20 protein-coding genes and 1 pseudogene are annotated in these 23,007 nt (G+C 74.1%); 5 read left to right on the forward strand and 16 right to left on the reverse strand.

The features are described 5' to 3' along the window. Window positions 1–32: 32 nt before the first annotated feature. The gene (locus HIR71_RS02680; protein ID WP_311836040.1) at window positions 33–944 is read right to left on the reverse strand and encodes a serine/threonine-protein kinase; all 912 of its coding nucleotides are present in this window, start codon (window positions 942–944) and stop codon (window positions 33–35) included. A 291-nt stretch (window positions 945–1,235) separates the two neighbouring features. Here HIR71_RS02680 and HIR71_RS02685 point away from each other — a divergent pair, with 291 nt between their 5' ends. Both HIR71_RS02685 and hemQ read left to right on the forward strand, forming a co-directional pair. Further along, window positions 1,236–2,441: a ferrochelatase gene (locus HIR71_RS02685; protein ID WP_169323219.1), complete on the forward strand. Its 1,206-nt coding sequence runs from the start codon at window positions 1,236–1,238 to the stop codon at window positions 2,439–2,441. Beyond that, window positions 2,438–3,181, forward strand: coding sequence for a hydrogen peroxide-dependent heme synthase (gene hemQ / locus HIR71_RS02690; protein WP_169323143.1), 744 nt, complete (start codon window positions 2,438–2,440; stop codon window positions 3,179–3,181). The genes HIR71_RS02685 and hemQ overlap by 4 nt, the downstream gene beginning before the upstream one ends. A 43-nt stretch (window positions 3,182–3,224) precedes the next feature. Here hemQ and HIR71_RS02695 read toward each other — a convergent pair whose 3' ends face one another. The 4 genes from HIR71_RS02695 to HIR71_RS02710 form a co-directional block, all read right to left on the reverse strand. Then, on the reverse strand, window positions 3,225–4,496 hold the full coding sequence (locus tag HIR71_RS02695) for a Glu/Leu/Phe/Val family dehydrogenase (RefSeq protein ID WP_169323146.1): 1,272 nt from the start codon (window positions 4,494–4,496) through the stop codon (window positions 3,225–3,227). A gap of 146 nt (window positions 4,497–4,642) precedes the next feature. Beyond that, window positions 4,643–5,440, reverse strand: a complete 798-nt coding sequence (locus HIR71_RS02700) for an aldo/keto reductase (RefSeq protein WP_311836041.1) — start codon at window positions 5,438–5,440, stop codon at window positions 4,643–4,645. Window positions 5,441–5,510: 70 nt separating this feature from the next. Further along, on the reverse strand, window positions 5,511–6,344 hold the full coding sequence (locus HIR71_RS02705; protein WP_249051472.1) for an AraC family transcriptional regulator: 834 nt from the start codon (window positions 6,342–6,344) through the stop codon (window positions 5,511–5,513). Window positions 6,345–6,423: 79 nt separating this feature from the next. Continuing rightward, on the reverse strand, window positions 6,424–7,032 hold the full coding sequence (locus HIR71_RS02710) for a dihydrofolate reductase family protein (RefSeq protein ID WP_169323147.1): 609 nt from the start codon (window positions 7,030–7,032) through the stop codon (window positions 6,424–6,426). A gap of 163 nt (window positions 7,033–7,195) precedes the next feature. On the opposite strand from HIR71_RS02710, the gene HIR71_RS02715 reads away from it, so the two are divergent. Then, entirely contained in the window at window positions 7,196–10,534 is a 3,339-nt protein-coding gene (locus HIR71_RS02715; protein ID WP_169323149.1) for a proline dehydrogenase family protein, read from the forward strand. A gap of 15 nt (window positions 10,535–10,549) precedes the next feature. Here the strand turns inward: HIR71_RS02715 and HIR71_RS02720 are convergent, their stop codons facing one another. From HIR71_RS02720 to HIR71_RS16650, 9 genes are all read right to left on the reverse strand, one after another. Next, window positions 10,550–11,077 carry a TspO/MBR family protein gene (locus tag HIR71_RS02720; RefSeq protein WP_311836042.1) on the reverse strand — a complete coding sequence of 176 codons (528 nt, stop codon included), beginning with the start codon at window positions 11,075–11,077 and terminating at the stop codon, window positions 10,550–10,552. Between the two features lie 92 nt (window positions 11,078–11,169). Then, window positions 11,170–11,562 (reverse strand): fluoride efflux transporter FluC, encoded by a 393-nt coding sequence (locus HIR71_RS02725; protein ID WP_169323153.1) that lies wholly within the window; start codon window positions 11,560–11,562, stop codon window positions 11,170–11,172. After that, on the reverse strand, window positions 11,559–12,023 hold the full coding sequence (locus HIR71_RS02730) for a fluoride efflux transporter FluC (RefSeq protein ID WP_311836043.1): 465 nt from the start codon (window positions 12,021–12,023) through the stop codon (window positions 11,559–11,561). The genes HIR71_RS02725 and HIR71_RS02730 overlap by 4 nt, the downstream gene beginning before the upstream one ends. Beyond that, window positions 12,020–13,036, reverse strand: a complete 1,017-nt coding sequence (locus HIR71_RS02735) for a LacI family DNA-binding transcriptional regulator (protein ID WP_169323155.1) — start codon at window positions 13,034–13,036, stop codon at window positions 12,020–12,022. The genes HIR71_RS02730 and HIR71_RS02735 overlap by 4 nt, the downstream gene beginning before the upstream one ends. Before the next feature lie 33 nt (window positions 13,037–13,069). Continuing rightward, the gene (locus HIR71_RS02740) at window positions 13,070–14,521 is read right to left on the reverse strand and encodes a GH1 family beta-glucosidase (protein WP_169323157.1); all 1,452 of its coding nucleotides are present in this window, start codon (window positions 14,519–14,521) and stop codon (window positions 13,070–13,072) included. Then, window positions 14,518–15,426 (reverse strand): carbohydrate ABC transporter permease, encoded by a 909-nt coding sequence (locus HIR71_RS02745; protein ID WP_169323159.1) that lies wholly within the window; start codon window positions 15,424–15,426, stop codon window positions 14,518–14,520. The genes HIR71_RS02740 and HIR71_RS02745 overlap by 4 nt, the downstream gene beginning before the upstream one ends. Then, the gene (locus HIR71_RS02750) at window positions 15,423–16,412 is read right to left on the reverse strand and encodes a carbohydrate ABC transporter permease (RefSeq protein WP_169323161.1); all 990 of its coding nucleotides are present in this window, start codon (window positions 16,410–16,412) and stop codon (window positions 15,423–15,425) included. Before HIR71_RS02750 ends, HIR71_RS02745 begins: the two co-directional genes overlap by 4 nt. Window positions 16,413–16,531: 119 nt before the next feature. Beyond that, window positions 16,532–17,827: an ABC transporter substrate-binding protein gene (locus HIR71_RS02755; RefSeq protein ID WP_396030862.1), complete on the reverse strand. Its 1,296-nt coding sequence runs from the start codon at window positions 17,825–17,827 to the stop codon at window positions 16,532–16,534. A 285-nt stretch (window positions 17,828–18,112) separates the two neighbouring features. Then, complete coding sequence (locus tag HIR71_RS16650) at window positions 18,113–18,616, reverse strand: DUF2505 domain-containing protein (protein ID WP_311836044.1); 504 nt, start codon at window positions 18,614–18,616, stop codon at window positions 18,113–18,115. A 160-nt stretch (window positions 18,617–18,776) separates the two neighbouring features. On the opposite strand from HIR71_RS16650, the gene HIR71_RS02765 reads away from it, so the two are divergent. After that, on the forward strand, window positions 18,777–20,231 hold the full coding sequence (locus HIR71_RS02765) for a sensor histidine kinase (protein WP_169323229.1): 1,455 nt from the start codon (window positions 18,777–18,779) through the stop codon (window positions 20,229–20,231). Between the two features lie 89 nt (window positions 20,232–20,320). On the opposite strand, the gene HIR71_RS02770 is transcribed toward HIR71_RS02765, so the two are convergent. Next, window positions 20,321–20,569, reverse strand: a complete 249-nt coding sequence (locus HIR71_RS02770; RefSeq protein WP_169323165.1) for a WhiB family transcriptional regulator — start codon at window positions 20,567–20,569, stop codon at window positions 20,321–20,323. Between the two features lie 200 nt (window positions 20,570–20,769). On the opposite strand from HIR71_RS02770, the gene HIR71_RS02775 reads away from it, so the two are divergent. Next, window positions 20,770–21,288 (forward strand): hypothetical protein, encoded by a 519-nt coding sequence (locus tag HIR71_RS02775; RefSeq protein WP_249051473.1) that lies wholly within the window; start codon window positions 20,770–20,772, stop codon window positions 21,286–21,288. On the opposite strand, the pseudogene HIR71_RS02780 reads toward HIR71_RS02775, so the two are convergent. After that, a pseudogene (locus HIR71_RS02780) lies at window positions 21,285–23,007 on the reverse strand (hypothetical protein); the annotation flags it as partial. The gene HIR71_RS02775 and the pseudogene HIR71_RS02780 overlap by 4 nt on opposite strands.

Genomic DNA, 23,007 nt, shown 5'->3' on the forward strand with positions numbered 1-23,007 from the left:
TAGGGGGCGCGGCGGCCGCCGGTCAGTTGCGGTCAGTCGAGCCGCTCGGCGACCCGGTCCCACAGCGGCGGGCGGCGCAGCGTCCGCAGGCGCGCGGCGACCGCGGCGGTGCCCGGCCGTTCGTCCGGGTCCTCGGCGGTCATCGCCGTCAGCAGCGTCGACCAGCCACGGCCCAGACCGGCGGGGATCTCGGGCGGCGCGAGGAGCCGCGCGAGCGAGCTCGACAGCGCGCCGCCGGGGAACGCCCGCTCGCCCGTCAGGCACTCGAGCAGGACGAGACCGAGCGAGTACACGTCGGACGCCGCGTCCATCGGGCGCCCGAGCGCCTGCTCGGGGCTGAGGTAGCTCGCGGTGCCGAGGGTGGCCTCGGTCGGCAGCGTCTGGTGCAGGGCCGACCGCGACCCGGACGAGGGGGAGTGGGCGATGCCGAAGTCGGCGAGCTTCGTCGTCGTCGTCGGGGCGTCGGACTGCCCACGCAGGACCGTCTCGTCGCTGAGCAGCACGTTCGCCGGCTTGATGTCCCGGTGGACCACCCCGGCGGCGTGCGCGTGCCCGAGCGCGTCCGCGAGCTGACGGCCGATGTCCGCGACCTCGACCGGGTCCATCGGTCCCTCGGCGATGCGCTCCCGGAGGGTCGGCCCCTCGACCAGCTCCATGACCAGGTAGCCGAGCGGCTCGTCGCCCGGGCCCGTGTCCGCCCCGACGTCGTACAGCGCGACGAGCCCGGGGTGCGAGAGGCTGGCCAGGGTGCGCGCCTCGTCGGCGTAGCGCCGGATCTCGCGGGGCTTCGCGCCCGCGAGCGAGAACACCTTGAGGGCCACGGGGCGCTCGAGCCGGTCGTCGGTGCCGCGGAAGACGTCGCCCATCCCGCCGCTGCCCAGGTGCGGACCCAGCCGGAAGCGCCGGCCGAGCGTGGTGCCGACGAGCACAGCGCTGTCAGTCACCACCGGCCCTCCAGATCGTGTGCGGCACGTCTCCCGACCGCTTCTCGACGGTAGGAGCATGCGTCGGGGGGCGCATCCCGAGGCGGGGTGAACCCCGTGCCCGGGGTGGCCTTCGGTGATCCCGGTCACCCCGGCGACCCTGCGGGGCCGCGTGGGCGGCGACGATGGGATGATCGGGGGGTGACCCCCTCGAACGTCCCTGCCGATGTCGCGCCCGACGAGACCACAGGGTATCCGGTGACCGAGCCGGCCCTGGAGCCCGCGCCCGACGCCGGCCCGTACGACGCGCTGATGCTCTACTCGTTCGGCGGCCCCAACGCCCCCGAGGACGTGCTCCCGTTCCTCAAGAACGTGACCCGCGGCAAGAACATCCCCGAGGAGCGGCTCGTCGAGGTCGGCGAGCACTACCACCACTTCGGTGGCCGCAGCCCGATCAACGCGCAGAACCTCGCGCTGGTCGACGCCCTGCGCGCCGAGCTGGCCCGCCGGGGTGTCGACCTGCCCATCGCGTGGGGGAACCGCAACTGGGAGCCGTACACGACGCAGGCGCTCGCGGACCTGCGTGCGGGCGGCGCCCGGCGCGTGCTCGCGATCGTGACGAGCGCCTACGGCTCGTACTCCGGCTGCCGGCAGTACCGCGAGAACCTCGCGGCCTCGCTCGCGGAGCTCGCCGACCAGGTGCGCGCGGACGGGGACGACGACGCGACGCCCGGCACCGTGCTCGCGGTCGACAAGCTGCGCCACTACTTCAACCACCCGGGCTTCGTGCGGGCGAACGCCGACGCCGTGCTGGAGGCGTACGACGAGCTGGCCGAGGACGCCGCGGACGCCCCGCTCGTGTTCGTCACCCACTCCATCCCCACGACCATGGAGGAGGCCTCGGGCGCGCGCCGTCCGAGCTACCGGACCCAGCACCTCGACGTCGCCGCCCTGGTCGCGGCCGAGGTCGGCCGGCGGCTCGGCCGCGAGGTCGCGTGGCAGCTCGCGTACTGCTCGCGCTCGGGCCCGCCGAGCCAGCCGTGGCTCGAGCCCGACGTCAACGACCTGCTGCGCGAGCTGGCCGGCGCCGGGACGCGCGCCGCGGTCCTGTCGCCGGTCGGCTTCGTCTCGGACCACATGGAGGTCGCGTTCGACCTCGACACCGAGGCGCTCGAGACCGCGCGCGAGGTCGGGATCCGGGCCGTGCGCGCGGGCACCGTCTCGACGCGCGAGCCGTTCGTGGCCGGGCTGGTCGACCTGGTGCTCGAGCGCGCGGCGGCCGAGCGCCACGAGCACGGGGAGCCCGTCGAGCGCGTGACGGCCGGCTCGCTCGGCGCGTGGCCCGACGTGTGCCACACCGGTTGCTGCCTCCTGCGCGCGGGCGTCGAGAGCGGCGTCCCGGCCGCGTGCGGCGAGGACTCCGACCCCACCGAGTGGCTGGCGACGACCGCCGGACCCGTGACGACCGCTGGACCCGTGACGACACGAGACACGACGATGACAGGAGACGCACGATGACCGCCGGCACGACGACCGACAGCGCCACGGCAGGGGCCACGGCAGGGGCCACCGCCCCGGACCCGAACGACACCATCCGCTACGCGATGTTCTCGGTCTTCGCGCTCGAGGAGGTCCTGCCCGACGACGCGGCCGAGCGTGCCGAGCTCGTCGCCGAGGCGGAGCGTGCGGTCGCGGACGGCGGTGGCGACCTCCAGGTGCGCGGCTGGTACGACGTCGCGGGGCTGCGGGCCGACGCCGACCTCATGGTCTGGTGGCACGGCGACTCGATCGAGGCCGTCCAGGGCGCGTACCAGCGCCTGCGCAAGAGCGACCTCGGTCGGCACCTGCTGCCGGTCTGGTCGGTCGCCGCGCTGCACCGCCCCGCGGAGTTCAACCGGGCGCACCTGCCCGCGTTCCTCGCGGGCGAGCCCGCGCGCGACTACCTGTGCGTGTACCCGTTCGTGCGCTCCTACGACTGGTACGTGCTGCCCGACGCCGAGCGCCGCCAGATGCTCGTCGAGCACGGGCAGGCGGCACGCGACTACGCCGACGTCCGGGCCAACACGCTCGCGGCGTTCGCGCTCGGCGACTACGAGTGGATCCTCGCGTTCGAGGCGGACGAGCTGCTCCGCATCGTCGACCTCATGCGCGAGCTGCGCGCGACCGAGGCGCGCCGGCACGTGCGCGAGGAGGTCCCGTTCTACACCGGCCCGCGCGTCACGCTCGGGGAGTGGGCCGACCGCCAGCCCACGGACTGACGATCGGCCCACCGGCGCTGCGCTCCGGGGTGCGGCGCTCCGGTCAGGGGTAGAGGCCTCGGATCTGGTGGGCCTCGGCGACCCGGCGCACCCCGATGGTCAGCGCCGCGTCGCGCAGGTTGATGCCCTCGGCGCGTGCGACCTGAGCGACCGCGGAGTACGACGACAGCATGCGCTGCTCGAGCCGCTCCTCGATCTCGCGCTCGGTCCACCAGTACGCCTGGTTGGCCTGGACCCACTCGAAGTAGGAGACGACGACGCCGCCGGCGTTGGCGAGGATGTCCGGCACCACGACGATGCCCCGCTCCGACAGCACGCGGTCGCCCGCGCCGGTGGTCGGGCCGTTCGCGCCCTCGACCACCCAGCGCGCCTTGACCGTGGCGGCCGTCTCCTCGTCGAGCACGCCCTCGACGGCGGCCGGGACGAGGACGTCGACGTCGAGGCCGAGCAGCGTGTCGTTGTCGATGGGATCGGCGTCCGTGAAGCCGACCACGCTGCCGGTGGTCTCGACGTGCCGGAGCAGCGCCGGGACGTCGAGGCCGTCGGCCGCGTGGACGCCGCCGTACTGGTCGCTCACGGCGACGACGGTCGAGCCCGCCTCGGCGAAGAACCGCGCGGCGTGCGACCCGACCTTGCCGAAGCCCTGCACCGCGACGCGGACCTCGTCGAGCCCCACCCCGGCGTCGGCCAGCGCCGCGCGCGTGGCGTGCACGACGCCGCGGGACGTCGCGGTCGCCCGGCCCAGCGACCCACCCACGGTGAGCGGCTTGCCGGTGACGACGGCCGGGATCGTGTAGCCCTGGTTGACCGAGTACGTGTCCATGACCCAGGCCATGGTCTGCTCGTTGGTCCCGATGTCGGGCGCCATGATGTCCCGCTCCGGGCCGATCATCGGCATGATCTCGCTCGTGTACCGCCGGGTCACGCGCTCGAGCTCGCCCTGCGAGTAGTGCCGGGGGTCGATCGTCACGCCGCCCTTGGCGCCGCCGTACGGCAGCTCGACGATCGCGCACTTCCACGTCATCCACATCGCGAGGGCGCGGACCTCGTTGCGGTCGACACCGGGCGCGTAGCGCAGGCCGCCCTTGCCCGGGCCGCGCGAGATGTTGTGCTGCACGCGGTAGCCCCGGAACAGCTCCGTCCGGCCGTCGTCGCGCCGCAGCGGGATCGCCACGTCGATCTCCCGGCGTGACGTGGCGAGCATCTCGTGCATGCCCTCGTCGAGGCCGAGCAGCTCGATCGCCGTCGCGAGCTGGGCGCGGGCGGTCTCGAGCGGGTTGGAGCGTGGGTGGGCGAGCTTGCCGGGCACGGTCATGCCGGTCGACCTCCAGGTGTCGGCGGTGGGGCGCCGGTCGGCACCGTCGCCGACCTGTCGCGGGGTCTCCGCGCGCCCCACCCTGCCACCTCGGACGGCGCGCGGGTCAACCGGCACCTCCACCAGCAGCTGCGGACGCGGCCCGCTCATCGAGCCGTGGCGGCCTTCGTGCTCAGCCCGTCGATCCGCGCGACCTCGTCGGGCGAGAGCGTGAAGCCGAGGACGTCGAGGTTCGCGCCGATCCGTTCGCGGTTCGTCGACTTCGGGATGACGACGACGTCGTGCTCGAGGTGCCAGCGCAGCACCACCTGGGCGGCGCTGACGCCGTGCGACGCCGCGATCTCGGCGAGGACGGGGTCGGCGAGATCGGTGCGCCGGAACGGGCTGTAGCCCTCGACCGCGACGCCCCGCTCGGCGTGCGTCGCGAGCAGGTCGGCGTCGAAGTCGCCCGGGCTCCACGGGACCTGGTTGATCGCCGGCGCCTCGCCCGTGGCGGCCACGAGCTCGTCGATCTGCGCGACGGAGTAGTTCGAGACGCCGATCGCGCGGGTCAGCCCCTGGTCGCGGAGCTCGATGAACCGAGCCCACGTGGCGGGAGCGGCCCGGCGGTCCGGCGGCCAGTGCACGAGCCACAGGTCGACGTAGGGCATGTCGAGCAGGCGCAGGGAGGTCTCGAGGGTCTCGCGCTCGCGGCCGGCGCGCTCGGGCGGCAGCTTGGTCGTGACGAAGACGTCGGCGCGGTCCACACCTGCGCGCACGATGCCCCGTCCCACCTCGTCCTCGTTGCCGTACATGGTCGCCGTGTCGACGTGGCGGTAGCCGAGCTCGAGCGCCGTGGTGACGGCCCGCCCGGCTTCGTCACCCTCGGCCTTCCAGGTGCCGAGGCCGAGCATCGGGATGTCGGCGCCGCGCAGCGCGAGGGTCGGGACGGGGGCTCCGGTCACCGACCCATGATGACCTGCGGCCCGGGCCACGTCGACGGCCACCTCGGGACGCCGACCCGCACGGCTCGCGTCAGCCGTCCGCGGTTTCCGGGGACCCGCGCGGGGTGATCGATCCGGCCGGCGTCGGCGGCACGCGGTGACGACGGAACTGGGCGGGGGTCTCGCCCGTGAGGCGGCCGAAGGTCCGGGTGAACGCCGCCTGGTCGTAGAACCCCGACTCGGCCGCGACGCGGGCGATCGGCAGGTCCGTCGAGGTCAGCAGCACCGCGGCGTGGTCGATGCGCGTCCGCAGCACGAACTGCTGCGCAGACAGCGAGAACACCCGGCGCATCCGCCGGTCGAGGGTCGAGGTGGAGCAGCCCGCCGCGGCGGCGAGCTCGGCCACGGACACCGGCTCGGCGATCCGCTCGTGCACCAGGTCGACGACGCGCGACAGCGAGCTCACAACGGCGTCGGCGGCGTCGTAGGTCCGCAGGTCCTGGGAGACGCTCACGAGACCGACGACCTCCCCGCCCACCCGCACCGGGAGCTTGGACGTGAGGTACCAGCCCGGCACCCCGCCGGGCCGCCGGATCAGCTCGAGCGCGTTCCGCAGCGCGCGGCCCGACGTGAGCACGTCGTGGTCCTGCTGGGCGTAGCGCTCGGCCAGCTGCGTGATGAAGAGGTCCTCGGCCCGGCGCCCGAGCACATCCCGGCGCGAGCGCTCGCCCGTCCGGTCGACGAACGCCTGGTTCACGGCGACGTACCGCCCTGTGACGTCCTTGGCGCAGAACATCGTCGCGCTGAGCTCGTCCATCAGGAGCACCATGTCCGGGCTCAGCGCGGCGAGGAGCGTGACCGCTTCCGGCCAGGAGACGGGGGCCTCGCGGGAGGGCGGGCTCGGGGCGTGCGGGCGTGGGGGCATGTCAGTCGGGACAGTACAAGCGACGTGCGCGGTTCGCCGCCCCTGCGACGCAGCCTGGACGGGAAGGGGAGGTGCGGGCTCAGGCCCCGAACGTCCCGGTCCGGACCTCGCCCGCGGTGGCGTACCGCGACATCACCACGCCCGACCCGGACACCTGGCTCTCGAGGAGCCGCAGCCCGCGCGGGGCGGTGCCGCTGCCGAAGAGCCGCTTGCCCGGCCCGACGAGCACGGGGAACACGAGCACGCGGTACTCGTCGACGAGGTCGGTCGCCAGCAGCGTCTGGATCAGGTCGCTGCTCCCGTGCACCTGCAGCTCGCGCCCGTCCTCCTGCACGAGCGCCCGCAGGGCCGTGACGGGGTCCGGCTCGAGCAGGACCGAGCGCTCCCACGTGAGCTCCGGACGTCCCCGGGACGCGACGTACTTCGTCGCGTCGTTCAGGGGCCTCGCCCCCTCCTCCTGCGAGGCGGTGGGCCAGAACCCCGCGAAGATGTCGTAGGTCCGGCGGCCGAGCACCAGGTCGAAGGGCACCCCCGTCGTCGTCTCCATGAAGGCGCCGACCTGCTCGTCGAAGAACGGCACCGTCCACCCCCCGTGCGTGAATCCGCTGCTGGTGTCCTCGTCCGGCCCGCCCGGCGCCTGCATGACGCCGTCGAGCGTCACGAACGTGGTCACGATGAGCCTGCGCATGAGGGGTTCCTCCTGGTGCGGTGCGCCGGTCCGTCCGGCACTCGTCAGACCGCCCCCGACGCCGGGACTCATCGCTGGGCTCGCGGTCGCGTCGTACGCGTCCCCCAGGCATCCCGAGGGATCGGTACAAGACGACCGGCTGCCCGAGCAGCAGACTCGTCGCATGACCATCGACACCACGACCCTCACCGAGTCCGCCGTCGCGCTCGCCGACCGCTGGGTCGCCGCGACCGCCGCCGGCGAGACGGCGCGCGAGAAGCGCACGACCGGACGACTCGCGGCGCTCGTCTCCGACCCCGCGGGGCTCGAGCTCGCCGTGCGGTTCGTGGACCGGGTCGCGCGGCCCGACGACCAGGCGGTCGCGGCGCGTGAGCTCGCGGGCCTCGCCGCGTGGACCGACGCCGCGGGCGGCTTCCTGGGTCCCGTGGACCGGGCGATGCTCGGCGTCGGGACCCGGGTCGCGCCCGTGCTGCCGGGCGTCGTCGTGCCCGCGGCCCGCGCGCGCCTGCGCCAGCTGGTCGGTCACCTCGTGGCCGACGCCGGGCCGGGGCTGGGCGCGCACATCGCCGCCGCACGGGCCGAGGGCTTCCGGCTCAACCTCAATCTGCTCGGCGAGGCGGTGCTCGGCGAGGCCGAGGCGACGAGCCGCCTCGAGCGCGTGCGCGCGCTGGTCGAGCGCCCTGACGTCGACTACGTGTCGATCAAGGTCTCCGCGGTGGCGAGCCAGCTCTCGACCTGGGACACGGCCGCGAGCCGCGATCGCGTCGTCGCGAGGCTTCGTCCGCTGTACCTGGCGGCGCAGCGCAGCGGGACGTTCCTCAACCTCGACATGGAGGAGTACAAGGACCTCGCGCTGACGACGCAGGTCTTCGAGCAGCTGCTGCTCGACCCCGAGCTGCGCGACCTCGACCTGGGGATCGTGCTCCAGGCCTACCTGCCCGACGCGCTCGGGGCGCTCGACGAGATCACCGCGATGGCCGAGCGCCGGGTCGCCGGCGGGGGCGCGCGCGTGAAGGTGCGGCTCGTCAAGGGTGCCAACCTCGCGATGGAGAGGGTCGAGGCCGAGCTGCACGGCTGGGCGCAGGCGCCCTACGGGACCAAGGCCGAGGTCGACGCGAACTACGTGCGTCTGGTCGAGCACGCGCTGCGCCCCGAGCGCACCGCGGCGGTGCGGATCGGCGTCGCGAGCCACAACCTCTTCCACGTCGCGTACGCGCACCTGCTCGCCGAGGCGCGCGGGGTGAGCGAGTCGCTCGACGTCGAGATGCTGCAGGGCATGGCCCCCGCCCAGGCCCGGGCGGTGCGCGACGACGTCGGCCGGGTCCTGCTGTACACGCCGGTGGTCGCGCGCCAGGACTTCGACGTCGCGATCTCGTACCTGATCCGCCGGCTCGAGGAGAACGCGGCGGAGCAGAACTTCCTGCACGCGCTGTTCGCGAGCACCGCGGGCAGCGAGGGCGCGGTCCCGGGCGACCGCCTCGCGGGTCAGCGCGCGGCGTTCCTGGCGTCGGTGCGCGACAGCGTCGGCCTGTCCCTCGACCCGCGACGTCAGCCGCGTCGGCCCGCCGTCGCCGCACCGGCAGACGCGCCGTTCGAGAACGCCGCCGACACGGACCCGGCCGTCGCGCGGTCGCGGCGCTGGGCCGCCGAGGTGCTGGTGCGGGACGTGCGGGTGCCGGACGGCATCCGGATCGCGTCGGTGGACGACGTCGACGCGGCGGTCGCCCGCGCGCACGCGGTGCGCGAGCGCTGGGCCGCGACCTCCCCGCACGACCGCGCCGAGGTGCTGCGGCTCGCGGCCCGTCACCTCGAGGAGGCGCGCGGCGACCTCGTGGCCACGATGGTCCAGGAGGCAGGCAAGACCGTCGGCGAGGCCGACCCCGAGGTGAGCGAGGCGGTCGACTTCGCGCGGTACTACGCGGAGCAGGCCGCGCAGCTCGCCGAGGGCGCGGTACCCGGCGCGCGCTTCCGGCCCGAGGGCCTGACCGTGGTCACGCCGCCGTGGAACTTCCCGGTCGCCATCCCGGTCGGTTCGGTGCTGTCGTCGCTGGTCGCGGGCAGCCCGGTGCTGGTCAAGCCCGCGCCGCAGACCCCGCGCTGCGTCCAGGTCGCGATGGGGGCCGTGCACCGGGCGATGGACGAGCTCGGGGTGCCGCGCGACGTCCTGCAGGTCGTGCTGTCGCCCGAGGGCGAGATCGGCCGGCGCCTCGTCACGCACCCGGACGTCGCGCGCGTCGTGCTCACCGGGTCGATCGAGACGGCCGAGCTGTTCTCGTCGTGGCGCGCGGACCTCGACGTGCTCGCGGAGACGTCGGGCAAGAACGCACTGGTCGTCACGCCCTCGGCCGACGTCGACCTCGCTGTCGCCGACGTCGTGCGGTCGGCGTTCGGGCACGCCGGGCAGAAGTGCTCCGCGGCGTCGCTGCTGATCCTCGTCGGCTCGGCCGGGCGCTCGGACCGCTTGCGCCGCCAGCTCGCCGACGCGGTGACGTCGCTCGCCGTCGGCCCTCCCACCGACCTCGCGACGACGATGGGCCCGCTCACCGAGCCGGCGTCGGGCAAGCTGCTGCGCGCGCTGACGACGCTCGACCCGGGGGAGGAGTGGCTGGTGCAGCCGCGCCGCCTCGACGACGAGGGCCGGCTGTGGACGCCGGGCGTCAAGTACGGCGTGCAGCCCGGGTCGTCCTTCCACCTGACCGAGGTGTTCGGGCCGGTCCTCGGGGTCATGCGCGTCGAGACGCTCGACGAGGCGATCGCGCTGCAGAACGCTCCGACCTTCGGGCTGACCGGTGGGCTGCACTCGCTGGACGAGGAGGAGATCGAGACGTGGCTCGACCGGGTCGAGGTCGGCAACGCGTACGTCAACCGGCACATCACCGGGGCCATCGTGCGGCGCCAGCCGTTCGGCGGCTGGAAGGCGTCGTCGGTCGGCCCGGGCGCCAAGGCGGGCGGTCCGAACTACGTCGCGGCGCTCGGCACGTGGTCGGACGGCCCCGAGGTCCCGGCGGGCGAGGGAGCCCACGCCGACGCGGCGTGGCTGGCGTGGGCGGAGGCTGACGACGCGCGGTGGTGGGGCAGAGAGCTCGGCGTCGAGCACGACCCGAGCGGCCTGCACGTCGAGGCGAACGTGTTCCGGTACCGGCCCGTGCCGCACCTGACCGTCCGGGTGGGCGCGGGCGCTCGCGAGCGCGAGGTGACGCGCGTGGTGGCGGCTGCCCGGCGGGCCGGGGTCCCGGTCACCGTGAGCCGCGCGGCGGCCGAGGACGACGCGGCGTTCGCCACCCGGGTCCGGGCCGGCGAGGTCACGGGGCGCATCCGTACGATCGGCGCCGCGCCCGGGCTGCGCGAGGCGGCCCGCACGCGGGTCGGCGAGGTGACGGTGCTCGACGGGCCGGTCCTCGCGAGCGGTCGGCGCGAGCTGCTGACGGTCGTGCGCGAGCAGGCGATCAGCCGCACGCTCCACCGCTTCGGCCACGTCGCGCCAGACCCGCGCGGGTCCTGAGGGCGTGGGTCGTCGTCAGCGGTTGCGGTACCAGAGCTCCTCGGTCAGGGCCGTCGCGAACGCCGTCCAGCCGACGTAGGGCACGAGCGCCGCCCCGGCGGTCGCGTCGTGCCGGCCCACCGCGCGGACGAGCGCCACGTTCGACGCGTCGAGGGCCAGGATCGTCCCGAGCGAGAGCCCCGGTCGCCGCGCGCGGAAGAACGTCCACGACCACGCCGCGTTGAGCCCGAGGTTGGCCGCCAGGTGCGCCGCGATGCGCCGCCGTCCTCGGCGGTCCGCGCGGTTCAGCCCCCGCGTCGCGGCCCAGGCGATCAGCGCGTAGAGCACCGTCCACGCGGTCGGGAACGCCACCGCGGGCGGGTACCAGCGCGGCTTGTCGAGGTTCCGGAACCAGGCGGTGTCCGTGGACGTGCCGATCGACCCGGCGACGGCGGTAGCCGCGACGGCGCCGGTCACCACCACGCCGCGCCACCGTCGCCGCGCCTTCTGCGTGCGCGCGACCGCGGCACGGCGTCGGTCGAAGTCACGCTGTGCGTTCGCCACCCCAGGCACCATGCCCAGGACGCTACGCCGCGACGTGCCCATGAGCATCTGGGCCGCAAGTCAGGGACGCCGCAAGTCAGGGCACGCCGCAGTCAGGGCACGAGATGGAACGCCCCGACCGCGGCACCGATCCCGAGCACGACGTGGAGAGCCACGTCGAGGGCCGCCGTTCCGTACCGCCGCTGCCGCACGAGCTCGACGAGGTCCAGGCTGAGCGTCGAGAACGTCGTCAGGCCACCCGCGACACCGGTTCCGAGCACGGTCAGCCAGCGTGCGTCGAGGCCGGCGCGCACGACGAGGGCCGCGACGAGGCCGAGCAGCGCGGACCCGACGACGTTCACCGTGAGGGTCGCCCAGGGGAAGGTCGGCACGGTCAGCCCGCGTCGGGTCCGGGCCCGCGCGTGGACACGTTCGACGGCGTACCGCAGCTGGGCGCCGACGCCGGCCCCCACGCCGACACCCAGGGCGACGAGCAGCTCGGTCACGCGACCCGCCTCTGGTCTCGCACCGGCAGCCGGGCGCCCAGCCCGAGACCGACGGCGGCTCCGCCGATCCCGCCGAGGAGGGACGCGACGAGGTACGTCGCGGCGACGGCGACGTGCCCGCCCGTCGCCAGCAGGTCCACGGCGTGCGCGTAGGCGGAGAACGTGGTGAAACCGCCCAGCAGCCCTGTGCCGAGGGCCGGTCGGACCCACGCGGACGCCCCCCGCCGCCCGACGAGTCCCGCGAGCAGCAGCCCGAGGGCGAACGACCCCACGACGTTGATCGCGAAGGTCGTCCAGGGGAACCCGGCCGGCGGGTCGGGAACCGCGAGGGTGAGACCGTGCCGCAGCACCCCGCCGACGGCGCCACCGAGGCCCACGAGCGCGAACCGGTGGGGCCGCGCCAGGGTGGGGACGGCCGCCGGCGCGGCCGCGACCCCGGGCGGCGTGCGTGGCTCCGTCACGCCGAGGCCCGGACGACGAGCTCGGGGGCGAACACCACCGGCGCCTCGGGCACCGCCTCGCCCGCGAGCAGGTCGAGCAGCAGCCCGCCCGCCGTCCGCGCCATCGCGACGACCGGGTTGACGACGGTCGTGAGCGCCGGCGTGGTCGACGTCGCCACGGCGAGGTTGTCGTAGCCGACCACGGCGACGTCGTCGGGCACCCGTCGACCGGCGTCGGCCAGGACGCCCAGCGCCCCCGCGGCCATGAGGTCCGAGGCGACGAAGAGTGCGTCCAGGTCCGGGTGCTCGGCCAGCAGGCGCGACGCGGCACGGGCGCCGCCGGCGCTCGTGAAGTCGCCGTACGCGACGGCGTCGGCGGCCATGCCCGCGTCGGCGAGCGCGGCCGACCAGCCCGCGAGGCGGTCGAGCCCCGCGGACATGTCCTGCGGCCCGGCGACGGTCCCGATGCGGGCACGCCCGGCGCGCACGAGGTGCTCCGCCGCCATGCGGCCGCCGGCGGTGTTGTCGACGTCCACGTACCGCACGTGCCCGTGCTGGAACGGCCGGCCCACGAACACGGTGGGCACGCCCGCCTGCTCGAGCTCGGTCGCGAGCACGTCGTCGCGGTGGTGCGACACGACGACGACGCCGTCCACGTGCCCGCCGCGCAGGTACCGCACCGTCCGCGTCGCGACGTCGGCCGGCCGCGCCATGACGAGCACGAGCTGGAGGTCCGTCTCGTGCAGCACGGAGCCGAGGCCGTTGATGGTGCCCGCGAAGAAGGGGTCGGACAGCACCCGCTCGTCCGGCTCGGGGATCACGAGCGCGATCGAGTCCGTCCGGCGCGTGACGAGCGAGCGCGCGGCACGGTTGGGCGCGAAACCGAGCTCGAGGACCGCCGCGTCCACGGCGGCCTGGGCCTCGGGGGACACCCGCAGTCCTCCGTTGATCGCGCGCGACGCCGTCGATCGGGACACGCCGGCCCGCTCGGCGACCTGCTCCAGGGTGGGCGCGGCACGGCGGGTTGCGCTCACGCCCTGGCCTCTCTCGTCGTGGTGGCCCCGCGCTCAGGCGCGCTGGTCCCGCGGGGGCACGGCGTTCGTCTGAGCCACCGACGAGTACCAGCGGGCGCTCGCCTTGGGGGTCCGCACCTGGGTGTCGTAGTCCACCCGGACGATACCGAAGCGCTGGTGGTAGCCCCAGGCCCACTCGAAGTTGTCGAGCAGCGACCACGCGAAGTACCCGCGCACGTCGACGCCGTGCGCGACGGCGTCGTGCACCGCGCGCAGGTGCGCGTCGACGAAGGCGAGGCGGTCGTCGTCCTGCACGTACCCGTCCGCGTCCGGGACGTCGTCGTAGGCCGCGCCGTTCTCCGTCACGTAGAGCGCGACGCCCGCCGGCCCCGTGTACTCCTCCTGCAGGCGCAGCAGCAGGCGGGTCAGCCCCTCGGGCTGGACCTCCCACCCCATCCCGGTGACCGGGAGCCCGCGCGGGTGGCTGTGCGCGTCGTGCGCCGCCGGGAAGGGGGACGACGTCGGCCGCCTGACCGGAGCCTGCCCGCTGTGCCCGGCGGGCGGCGGTCGGTGGCTGACGGCCTCGCCGTGGTAGTAGTTCACGCCGAGAGCGTCGATCGGGGTCGAGACGACCGCGAGGTCGCCGTCCTTGACGTGGCTGAGGAGCCCGTAGGGGGCGACGTCGTCGAGCACGTCGGCGGGGTAGGCGCCGCGCAGCAGGGGGTCCAGGAAGATTCGGTTGAACTGGCCGTCGATCCGGCGTGCCGCCTCGACGTCGCGCGGGTCCGTCGGGTCGAGCGGGTCCGCGACCGTGAGGTTGAGCGTGATCCCGAGGCTGGCCTGAGGCGCGCGCGAGCGCAGCTCCTGCACCGCGAGCCCGTGGCCGAGCAGCAGGTGGTGGGCGGCGGCGAGCCCGTCCTCGCGGCTCTGCCGCCCGGGTGCGTGGACCCCGGCCGTGTAGCCGAGGAACGCCGAGCACCACGGCTCGTTGAGCGTGGTCCAGACGTCCACCCGGTCGCCGAGGGCCTCGTGCATCGTGACCGCGTACTCCGCGAAGCGGTAGGCCGTGTCGCGGTTGGTCCAGCCCCCCCGGTCCTCGAGCGCCTGGGGGAGGTCCCAGTGGTAGAGCGTGACCCATGGCGCGATGCCGCGGGTCAGCAGCTCGTCCACCAGACGGGAGTAGAAGTCCAGGCCCAGCGGGTTCACCGCGCCGCCGTCGGGCCGGACCCGCGCCCACGAGGTCGAGAACCGGTACGAGGCGAGGTGCAGGTCCGCCATGAGCGCGACGTCCTCGGGCATGCGGTGGTAGTGGTCGCACGCCACGTCACCGTGGTGGGCGTCGGCGACCGCGCCGGGCACGCGGCTGAACGTGTCCCAGATCGAGTCCCGCCGCCCGTCCTCGTGCGCCGCACCCTCGATCTGGAAGGCGGCGGTGGCGGCTCCCCAGAGGAACCCGGGCGGGAAGTGCACCGCCTGCGTCGCGTCGACCTGCGTGTGGTTCGTCATCCCTTGACCGCTCCCTGCATGATTCCGGACACCAGCTGTCTGCCGGCGACGATGAAGACGAGGACCAGGGGGAGCGTCGAGACGACGACCCCCGCCATGATCAGCGAGTAGTCCTTGAAGTACGACGCCTGCAGCAGCTGCAGCGCCACGGGCAGCGTCGGGTTGCCCGGGCCGAGCACGATGAACGGCCAGAAGAAGTTGGTCCACGAGCCCACGAACGTGAACAGCGCGAGCATGGCCGCCGCCGGCCGGGCCGCAGGCAGCGCCACGTGCCAGAACGTCCGGATCATCGAGCACCCGTCGATCCGCGCGGCCTCGACGAGCTCGTAGGGCAGCGCCTCGCGCAGGTACTGGGTCATCCAGAACACGCCGAACGCGGTGACCATCCCCGGGACGATCACCGCCGTCAGCGAGCCGGTCCACCCGAGCTTCGACATCACGATGAACAGCGGCACGATGCCGAGCTGCGTCGGCACCGCCATGGTCGCGATGACGAACACGAGCAGCGGGGCCCGCCCGCGGAACCGCAGCTTCGCGAACGAGAACCCGGCGAGCGTCGAGAACATGACCACCGACACCGAGGTCACGACCGCCACGACCACGCTGTTGAGCACGGCGGGCCAGAAGTTGATGTCGGAGCCGAGAACCCGGCCGATGTTCTCGACCAGGTTCGGTCCGGGGACGAGCGACGGCACGGGGTTCTGCGCGATGGTCACGGCGTCGGACGACGCGAGGAGCAGCGCGTAGTAGAGCGGGTAGGCGGAGGCCGCGAGCACGACGGCGAGGAGGGCGTACGTGACCCACCCCGGCCGACGGTGGGTCCCGCCCGTGAGCCCGCGTCGGCGTGCGGCCGCCCGCGCCGCCCCGGCGCCTGCGGTCTGCTGGATCATCGGGACCGAGGTCATCGCCTGCCCCCGTGACCCGAACCCGACACGAGACGGCGGGTGAGCGCGAAGTTGACGAGCCCGATCACCACGATGATCAGGAAGAGGATCCAGGCGACCGCGGCCGCCTTGCCGAAGCTCTTCTGGGCGCCCCAGCCGAGCTCGTAGAGGTACATGGTCACGGTCATCCACTGCCGGTCGGCGCCGCCCTGGCCGAGCTGGTCGAACAGGCGCGGCTCGTCGAAGACCTGCAGGCCGCCGATGGTCGAGGTGATGACGACGAAGACGACGGTCGGGCGGACCATCGGGACCGTCACGGAGAAGAACTGGCGGACCCGGTTCGCGCCGTCGATCACCGCGGCCTCGTACAGGTCACGCGGCACGGCCTGCATCGCCGCGAGGAAGATGAGCGCGTTGTAGCCGGTCCACCGGAAGTTGACCATCGTCGCGATGGCGACGTGGCTGGACAGCGGGTCGGCGTGCCAGCGGATCGGGCCGACGCCCACCGTCGCCAGCAGCGTGTTGACCATCCCGCCCTGGTCGGCGAACGCCTTGGAGAAGATCAGCGAGACCGCGACGGGCGCGACGACGTACGGCAGCAGCACCCCCATGCGCCACAACGTCCGGGCCCGGATGTTCGCGTCGAGGATCGCGGCGATCGCGATGGCAGCGATCACCTGGGGGACGGACGAGAGCAGGAAGATGCTGAACGTGTTGCGCAGCGCGGTCGCGAACCGTGGAGCCTGCACCACGTCGACGTAGTTCTGGAGCCCGACGAACGCCCCCTGACCGCCGATCAGGTGCCACTCGTGCACCGAGACGAACGCGGTGTACGCCAGCGGGAACAGGCCGGTGACGGCGAACAGCAGGAAGAACGGCGAGATGTAGAGGTAGGGGGACAGCCGGACGTCCCACCGGCCGGTGCGGCCGGCGAGCCCGAGGCGGCGCGGCTCGCGGTGGGCCGGCTCGGGCGGCGTGGCCCGCCTCGGCGGAGTGATGACGGACATGACGCTCCTCACGGAGGGGGACGACGACGGCGCGGGCCGGCTGCGACCGTGCGGGTGCGGCCGCGGCTCCGCCGGAGGCCGGGTCGCGCGACGTGCGCGACCCGGCCCGGGACGAGCGGTCAGCTCAGGCCGAGTGTCGCGTAGGCGTCGAGCGCCTTCTGCCACGACGACGCGGCGTCGTCCGTCCCGTCCACGTCGACCCGCGTGAGGGCGTCGGAGACCGTGAGGTGGATCGCGAAGTAGTTCGGGCCCTTGAACGGCGACGCCGTGACGGCCGCGGCGCGGTTGGCGAGGATCCGCCCGGTCTCGGCGCCGTTGAAGAACTCGTTCGTGGTGCTCAGCAGGTCGTCGCTGGCGAGCGCCTCGACCTGGCTCGGGAACGTGCCCTTGGCCTTGAACGCCTTGATCTGCTGCTCCGGGGCGGTGAGCCACTTCGCGAGCTCCTTGGCCTCCTCCGGGTACTCGCTCTGCGTCGGCACGGTGAGGTAGGAGCCGCCCCAGTTGCCCCCACCACCGGGGAAGACGTCGGCGATGTCCCAGCCGGTCACGCCGGCTGCGTTGCCCTCGATGATCCCGAGCATCCAGCCCGGGCACAGCATGGTCGCGAACGAGCCGTCCTGGAACGCGCCGAACCAGTCGTCGCTCCACTGGGCGAGGTGGGCCGACAGGTCGTCGTCGACCGAGGCGGTCAGGACGTCCTCGTAGAGGCGCTTCACCGTGGGGTTGTCGATCCCGATGACGGTGCCGTCGTCCTTCTCGTACGCGTTCTCGACCTGGTTGATCATGCCCTGGTAAGTGGCGCCGGCCGAGTCGAACCAGGCCGAGTCGGAGGCGGCGGTGAACTGCTGGCCGACCTCGAAGTAGCGATCCCAGTCGCCCTCCAGCAGCTCCGCGACCTCCGCGCGGTCGGTCGGCAGGCCGGCCGCCGCGAACAGGTCGGCGCGGTAGCAGACCGCCTCGGGGCCGACGTCGGTGCCGTAGCCGATCAGCGTGCCGTCCTCGGTGGTGGCGGCCTCGGTCTTCCAGCCGAGCCACCGGCCGTCGACCTCGGGGTCGGTCAGGTCGACGAACTTGTCGGGGTACTGCATCAGCTCGGGGAGCCAGTCGACCTCGATGCCCTCGATGTCGGACAGGCCGGAGCCGGCCGCCAGGCGGGTGTTGAGGTTGTCCCGTGCCTCGTTCGAGGTCGCGGCCTTCTTGTGCTCGACGACGACGTTCGGGTTCAGGTCCATGTACTCCTCGAACAGCTCCTCGTACCCGAACTCGTTGAAGGTCGCGACGGTCAGCGTGATCTTGTCGCCCCCGGTTCCGGCGGCGCCGTCGTCGTCCGTCCCGGCGCCGCACGCGGCGGCGATCATCGCGATCCCGGTCGCGCCCGCAGCGAGGGCCCACGTCTTGCTGGTGGTCTTGCGCACGATGACTCCTTCGTCAGGCGCACGGCGTCGTCACCGTGCGTGCGTTGCAAGCGCGGCCTCGAGGACGCCGAGGATCGCGGTGGTGCTTCGTGGCCGGCAGGTCCCGGCGCGGTGTGGGAGCGCTCTCACCATGGGGACGTGGGAGCGCTCCCACGGATTGCGTGGAGGTTCCACCCCGGAGCGCTGCGGTGTCAAGCCCTGGCGCTGGGGGAGCGCGGCCGGTCCCCTGCGAGCGCGCGTCTGTGCAGATCAGCGAGCCCTCGTTGGTAAGCCGTGACCGGATCGTTACGCGCCTGGGGAGGCCAGCCACTCCACGCCGACTGGCTGCTCGGCCTCGAGAGCGTGCCGCACGGCACGCGCCGCGGCTTCCTCGATCGCCGCGCCGAAGAGCGGCACGGACGCCTTCACGTCGCCGTCGTACACGACCACGCTGGCGTCCGGACCGTCCGCCGTGAGCCGCACCGTGCCCGTGAGGCGCACGGGCGCCCCGGCGATCTCGACGACGACGGTTCCGCGCCTGCCGTCGGGTCCCGGCCCCTCCCACGCCTCGACCTGCAGGACGTCGAGGCTGGCGCCGACGAAGTGCCGGACGTTGGCGGGGATGTCGTCCGTGGGCATCGACCGGCGCATGGTGACGGCGAACCCGCCGCCGGGTTCGTCGGTCACGTCGACCTGCTGCACGACGCCGCCGCTCGCCTCGACCTTGGCCCGCCCGTACCCCGGGTCGGCCAGCATGCGCACCACGGCGTCGACCGGGGCGGGGTAGCGCAGCTCAACATGGACGTGCACCGGGACTCGGCCTCCTTCGACGCCGGTCGCAGCGCGACCGGCTGGTCCGCGCGGGACCGTGGATCTGTGCCCCGAGGCTATCGAAGGGTTGCGCCGGCCGTGTGCCGGACGGCGGCTCGGACGGCTCCGGCGGCTGTCTAGGCTGTGCGGCGTGCCCACGATGACGGACCTGGTGTCGCGGTACGCCGACCTCGACGCCGCGGAGGCCGACTGGCTGCACCTGCTCATCGGCGACTGGCAGGTCGTCTCCGACCTCGCGTTCGCCGACCTGGTGCTGTGGCTCCCCACGCGCGACGGCGACTTCGTCGCCATCGGGCAGTGCCGGCCGAGCACCGGGCCGACGGTCCACTACGACGACATCGTGGGGTCGCACGCCCCCGAAGGGCTGCGTCCGCAGCTCGAGCTCGCGCTCACCGAGGTGCGACCGCAGCGCTCCCGGGAGCCGCGGTGGTTCGGGTCGTACGCGGTGCGCGAGGAGGCCATGCCGGTCGTCTTCAACGGGCGGGCGATCGCCGTCGTCGCCCGGCAGACCAACCTCGGCGGGGCGCGCACCCCGAGCCGGCTCGAGCTCAACTACGTCGAGGTCGCGGACGACCTCATGGGGATGGTCGGGCGGGGCGAGTTCCCGGTCCCGAACTCGGCCACCGGCTCGCGCCGGGGTGCTCCGCGCGTGGGTGACGGGCTGATCCGCCTCAACTCCGAGGGGGAGGTGCTCTACGCGAGCCCCAACGCGCTGAGCTGCTTCCACCGGCTCGGGGTGCTCGGCTCGCTCGTCGGTCGGTCGCTCATCGAGGTCACGACCGAGCTGATCGAGAACAAGATGCCGGTGGACGAGTCGATGCCGCTCGTCGTCATGGGGCGGGCGCCGTGGCGGACCGACATCGAGACGCGCGGCGTCTGCCTGTCCCTGCGCGCGATGCCGCTCACCGAGAACGGCCACCGCACCGGTGCTGCGCTGCTGTGCCGGGACGTGACGGAGCTGCGACGACGCGAGCGCGAGCTCATCACCAAGGACGCGACGATCCGGGAGATCCACCACCGGGTCAAGAACAACCTGCAGACGGTGGCGGCGCTCCTGCGGCTGCAGGCCCGCAGGCTCGAGTCACCGGAGGCGCGCGCGGCGCTCGAGGAGGCGATGCGGCGGGTGGCGACGATCGCGCTCGTCCACGAGACCCTCTCGCAGACGCTCGACGAGTCGCTGCCGTTCGACGACCTGGTCGGTCGGAGCCTGCGACTGGCCGCGGACGTCGCGTCGGCGGGGGGGCAGGTGCGGACGGTGACGACCGGGTCCTTCGGCATGGTGCCCGCAGCGGACGCGACGCCGCTCGCCCTCGTCCTCACGGAGCTCGTGACCAACGCCGTCGAGCACGGGCTCGCCAGGACGGACGGCGGCACGGTCGAGGTGTCCGCCGAGCGCGACGGGCCGCTGCTCCGGGTGGTCGTGTCCGACGACGGCGCGGGGATCGCGGCCGGGGCAGGCGCGGGCACCGGGCTCGGCACCCAGATCGTCTCGACGCTCGTGACCAACGAGCTGCGCGGGATGATCGAGTGGTTGCCGCGCGAGGGCGGTGGGACCCAGGTGGTTCTGGAGGTCACGCTGCGGGAGGCCAGGTGACCGGCCCAGCCCACGAGCGTGGCGAGCCCCGAGCACGAGACGTCGACGACGTCGGCCGTCGGGGTCTGCGTGACGGCTCGGCGAGAGGCTCAGCCGGCGCGGCGCTGGCGCGCGGTGCGACGCTTGAGCGCGCGGCGCTCGTCCTCGGAGAGCCCGCCCCAGACGCCCGCGTCCTGACCGGACTCGAGCGCCCACTTCAGGCACGTGTCGATCACGGGGCAACGGTGGCAGACCGCCTTCGCCTCCTCGATCTGGAGCAGGGCAGGACCGGTGTTGCCGATCGGGAAGAACAGCTCGGGATCCTCGTCGAGGCACGCAGCGCGGTGGCGCCAGTCCATCACATCTCCTCAAAGGCACACATCGAGTAGGCCCACCGGGGCCTGCTCGTTCAGGGGTGAGAACAACTTGCAACAGGTTCACACCTGCTGCACAGGGCGCACAAGGGGTGACGGGGAGGTTTCGTCCTCGTGACGGCGAGGCGTTGATCACACTCCGCGCTGCAGTGACCTGCCGAGACGCTCGCCGTAGGGTCGTTCCCGTGCCCCGAAAGCCGCGCCCCGGCGCCTCGTCGACACCCGGTCCCGATCCGTCGGTCCCCGCGGCGGGCGATCCGCGCGGCGCGGCGGCGAGCGATCCGCGTGGCGCGGCTGCCGGCGCGGTGCGGCCCCCGGGGGCACTCGCCGCGGTCGCGCTCCTGGTCATCGTGCAGGCGGCCGCTCTCGTCGGGCTCGGGATCGCCTGGCTCGTGGACCTCGTGCGCGGCGCGGCGGAGCTGCCCGCAGCGACGGTGTTCCTCGTCGTCTTCGCGCTCGGGGTCGCCGCCGTGCTGGTCGGTGGGATCCGGTCGCTGTGGCGCGGGAACCGGTGGGCGCGGTCACCGGTCATCACGTGGCAGCTCCTGCTCGCGGTGATGGCGATCGGTTGGCTGGGGGTCGAGCCGAGCATCTGGGCAGCGCTCGTGCTCGTGAGCACGGTGGTCGTGGTGATCGGCCTCCTGCTGCCGTCGGTCGTCGCGCACACCGTGCACGGTCGCGAGCGGGAGGGCGGGGTCTCCTAGCGACCAGGCCGCGGCCCGGCGTCGTCGGGGCCGGTCGGGTCGAGCAGCTGGACGGGCACGAGGTCGCTGCCGTGCTGACGCACACCGCGACCGGGCGCGCGCGGACGGACCGGGTCGACGTGCCAGGCGAGCGCGCTCCCGAAGACGTCGTCGCTCCCGGGCTCGCCGGGTGACAGCACGATGCCGGAGCGGACCCCGCGCAGTGCCGCGACGGTGCCGCGGAACGCCGTCGCGGCCCGCACCGTCTGCGCCGCGCCGACCACCACGGTGAGCGGGCCGGTCGCACGATCAGCACCGTCGTGGGCGTCCGCGGCGGCGCTCGCGAGATCGAGGGTGGTGACCAGCGAGGTCAGGCGGTCGGCCACCGTCGGTGCCAGCTGCTCGAGCGCGTCGAGGTCGTCCACGAGCACGACCGTCCCAGGCGCCGTCCTGCTGAGGAGCTCCATGGCGCGGCCGACGGCGAACCCGCAGGTGGACTGCGGCACGCGTGCGTCGCCGAGCCTCCGGAGGGGACCGTCGCGCGCGAGGATCGCGACCGGCCTGCCCGCGGCGAGGAGCTCTTCCGCGAGGACCGCCAGCGCCGTCGACCGGCCCGACCCGGGCGGTCCGACGACGAGCGCGCCGCGCCGCACGTCGAGCCGGACCAGCTCGGCCGTGTCGCCGCCGAGGCCGACGACCACCTCGTCCGGCGATCGGCGCGGAGCAGCTGCCCGCCCACCCACGCCTGGCGGCGCGATCGCTCTGGCGGCGGTCATCTCGGACCGCCCCACGCGGGTGGGCAGCGGCAGGAGGCGGGTCGCGCGACCGGGGCGTTCCTGCGTTCGACCAGCGGGTGCGGACCCGTGTGCGCTGGGCCCGTGAACCACAGCCGGCGCGAGGGCGAGTGCGACCTGGCAGAGTGCCGCCTCGCACGCCGCCGGCTCGGCGGCCGCAGCGGGGGGCGGGAGCCAGACCGCCCGGCCCGGAGGTCGGCCGACGCCGGTGAGTCCGGCGGGCACGCCGGCGATCGCCTCGGCGCCACGGTCACCCACGGGGAGCACGAGCCGCGCGGGGAGGTGCGCGGCGCACCGTGCGCCGGCACCCATGGCCGGACCCGCGGACGCGGCCACCGCGACCCCGTGCGAGCGACCCGTGCGGAGCAGGTCGAGCAGACGGCCCAGCCCCGCGCCCCGCGCCATCGAGCCGAGCGGCTCGGCGACGGCGTCCAGCCCGTCCAGCAGGAGCAGCCGACGTGGCGCATCGCGATCGGACCGCGCGTCGGGCTCGGCGCCGAGCAGCTCGATCAGGCGCGCCAGCGCTCGGGGCTCGTCGAGGCCCAGCACCGTGCCCATGCCGACGTGGGGGAGGAGGTCGTGGGTGAGGTCGGCGGGCAGTCCGACGGCATGGACATGCCACCCGAGCCCGAGCGCGGCCACCGCGGCAGTCCGGAGCGTGGTGCTCCGCCCCGATCCAGGCGCCCCCACGACCAGCAGGTGCCCGGACGACGGGACCCATCGCAGCGGGAGCTGGCGGCGCTCCGACGGCAGGTCGACGAGTGCGATCGGGAGGCCGCCGCGCGCCGCCTGCGGGTCCGCCCACGCGGCCAGCTCGTCGGCGAGCACGCGGGCGGGGAGCGGAGGCAGCCATGGCGCCGACGGTGCCGGCGCGCCGACGGCCACGGCCGCTGAGCGACACGCCTCGACCAGCGCGTCGACGACCGCGCCGCGGCGCGGCGACGGG

It is taken from the genome of Cellulomonas fimi (assembly GCF_012952065.1).
Classification (GTDB): domain Bacteria; phylum Actinomycetota; class Actinomycetes; order Actinomycetales; family Cellulomonadaceae; genus Pengzhenrongella; species Pengzhenrongella fimi_A.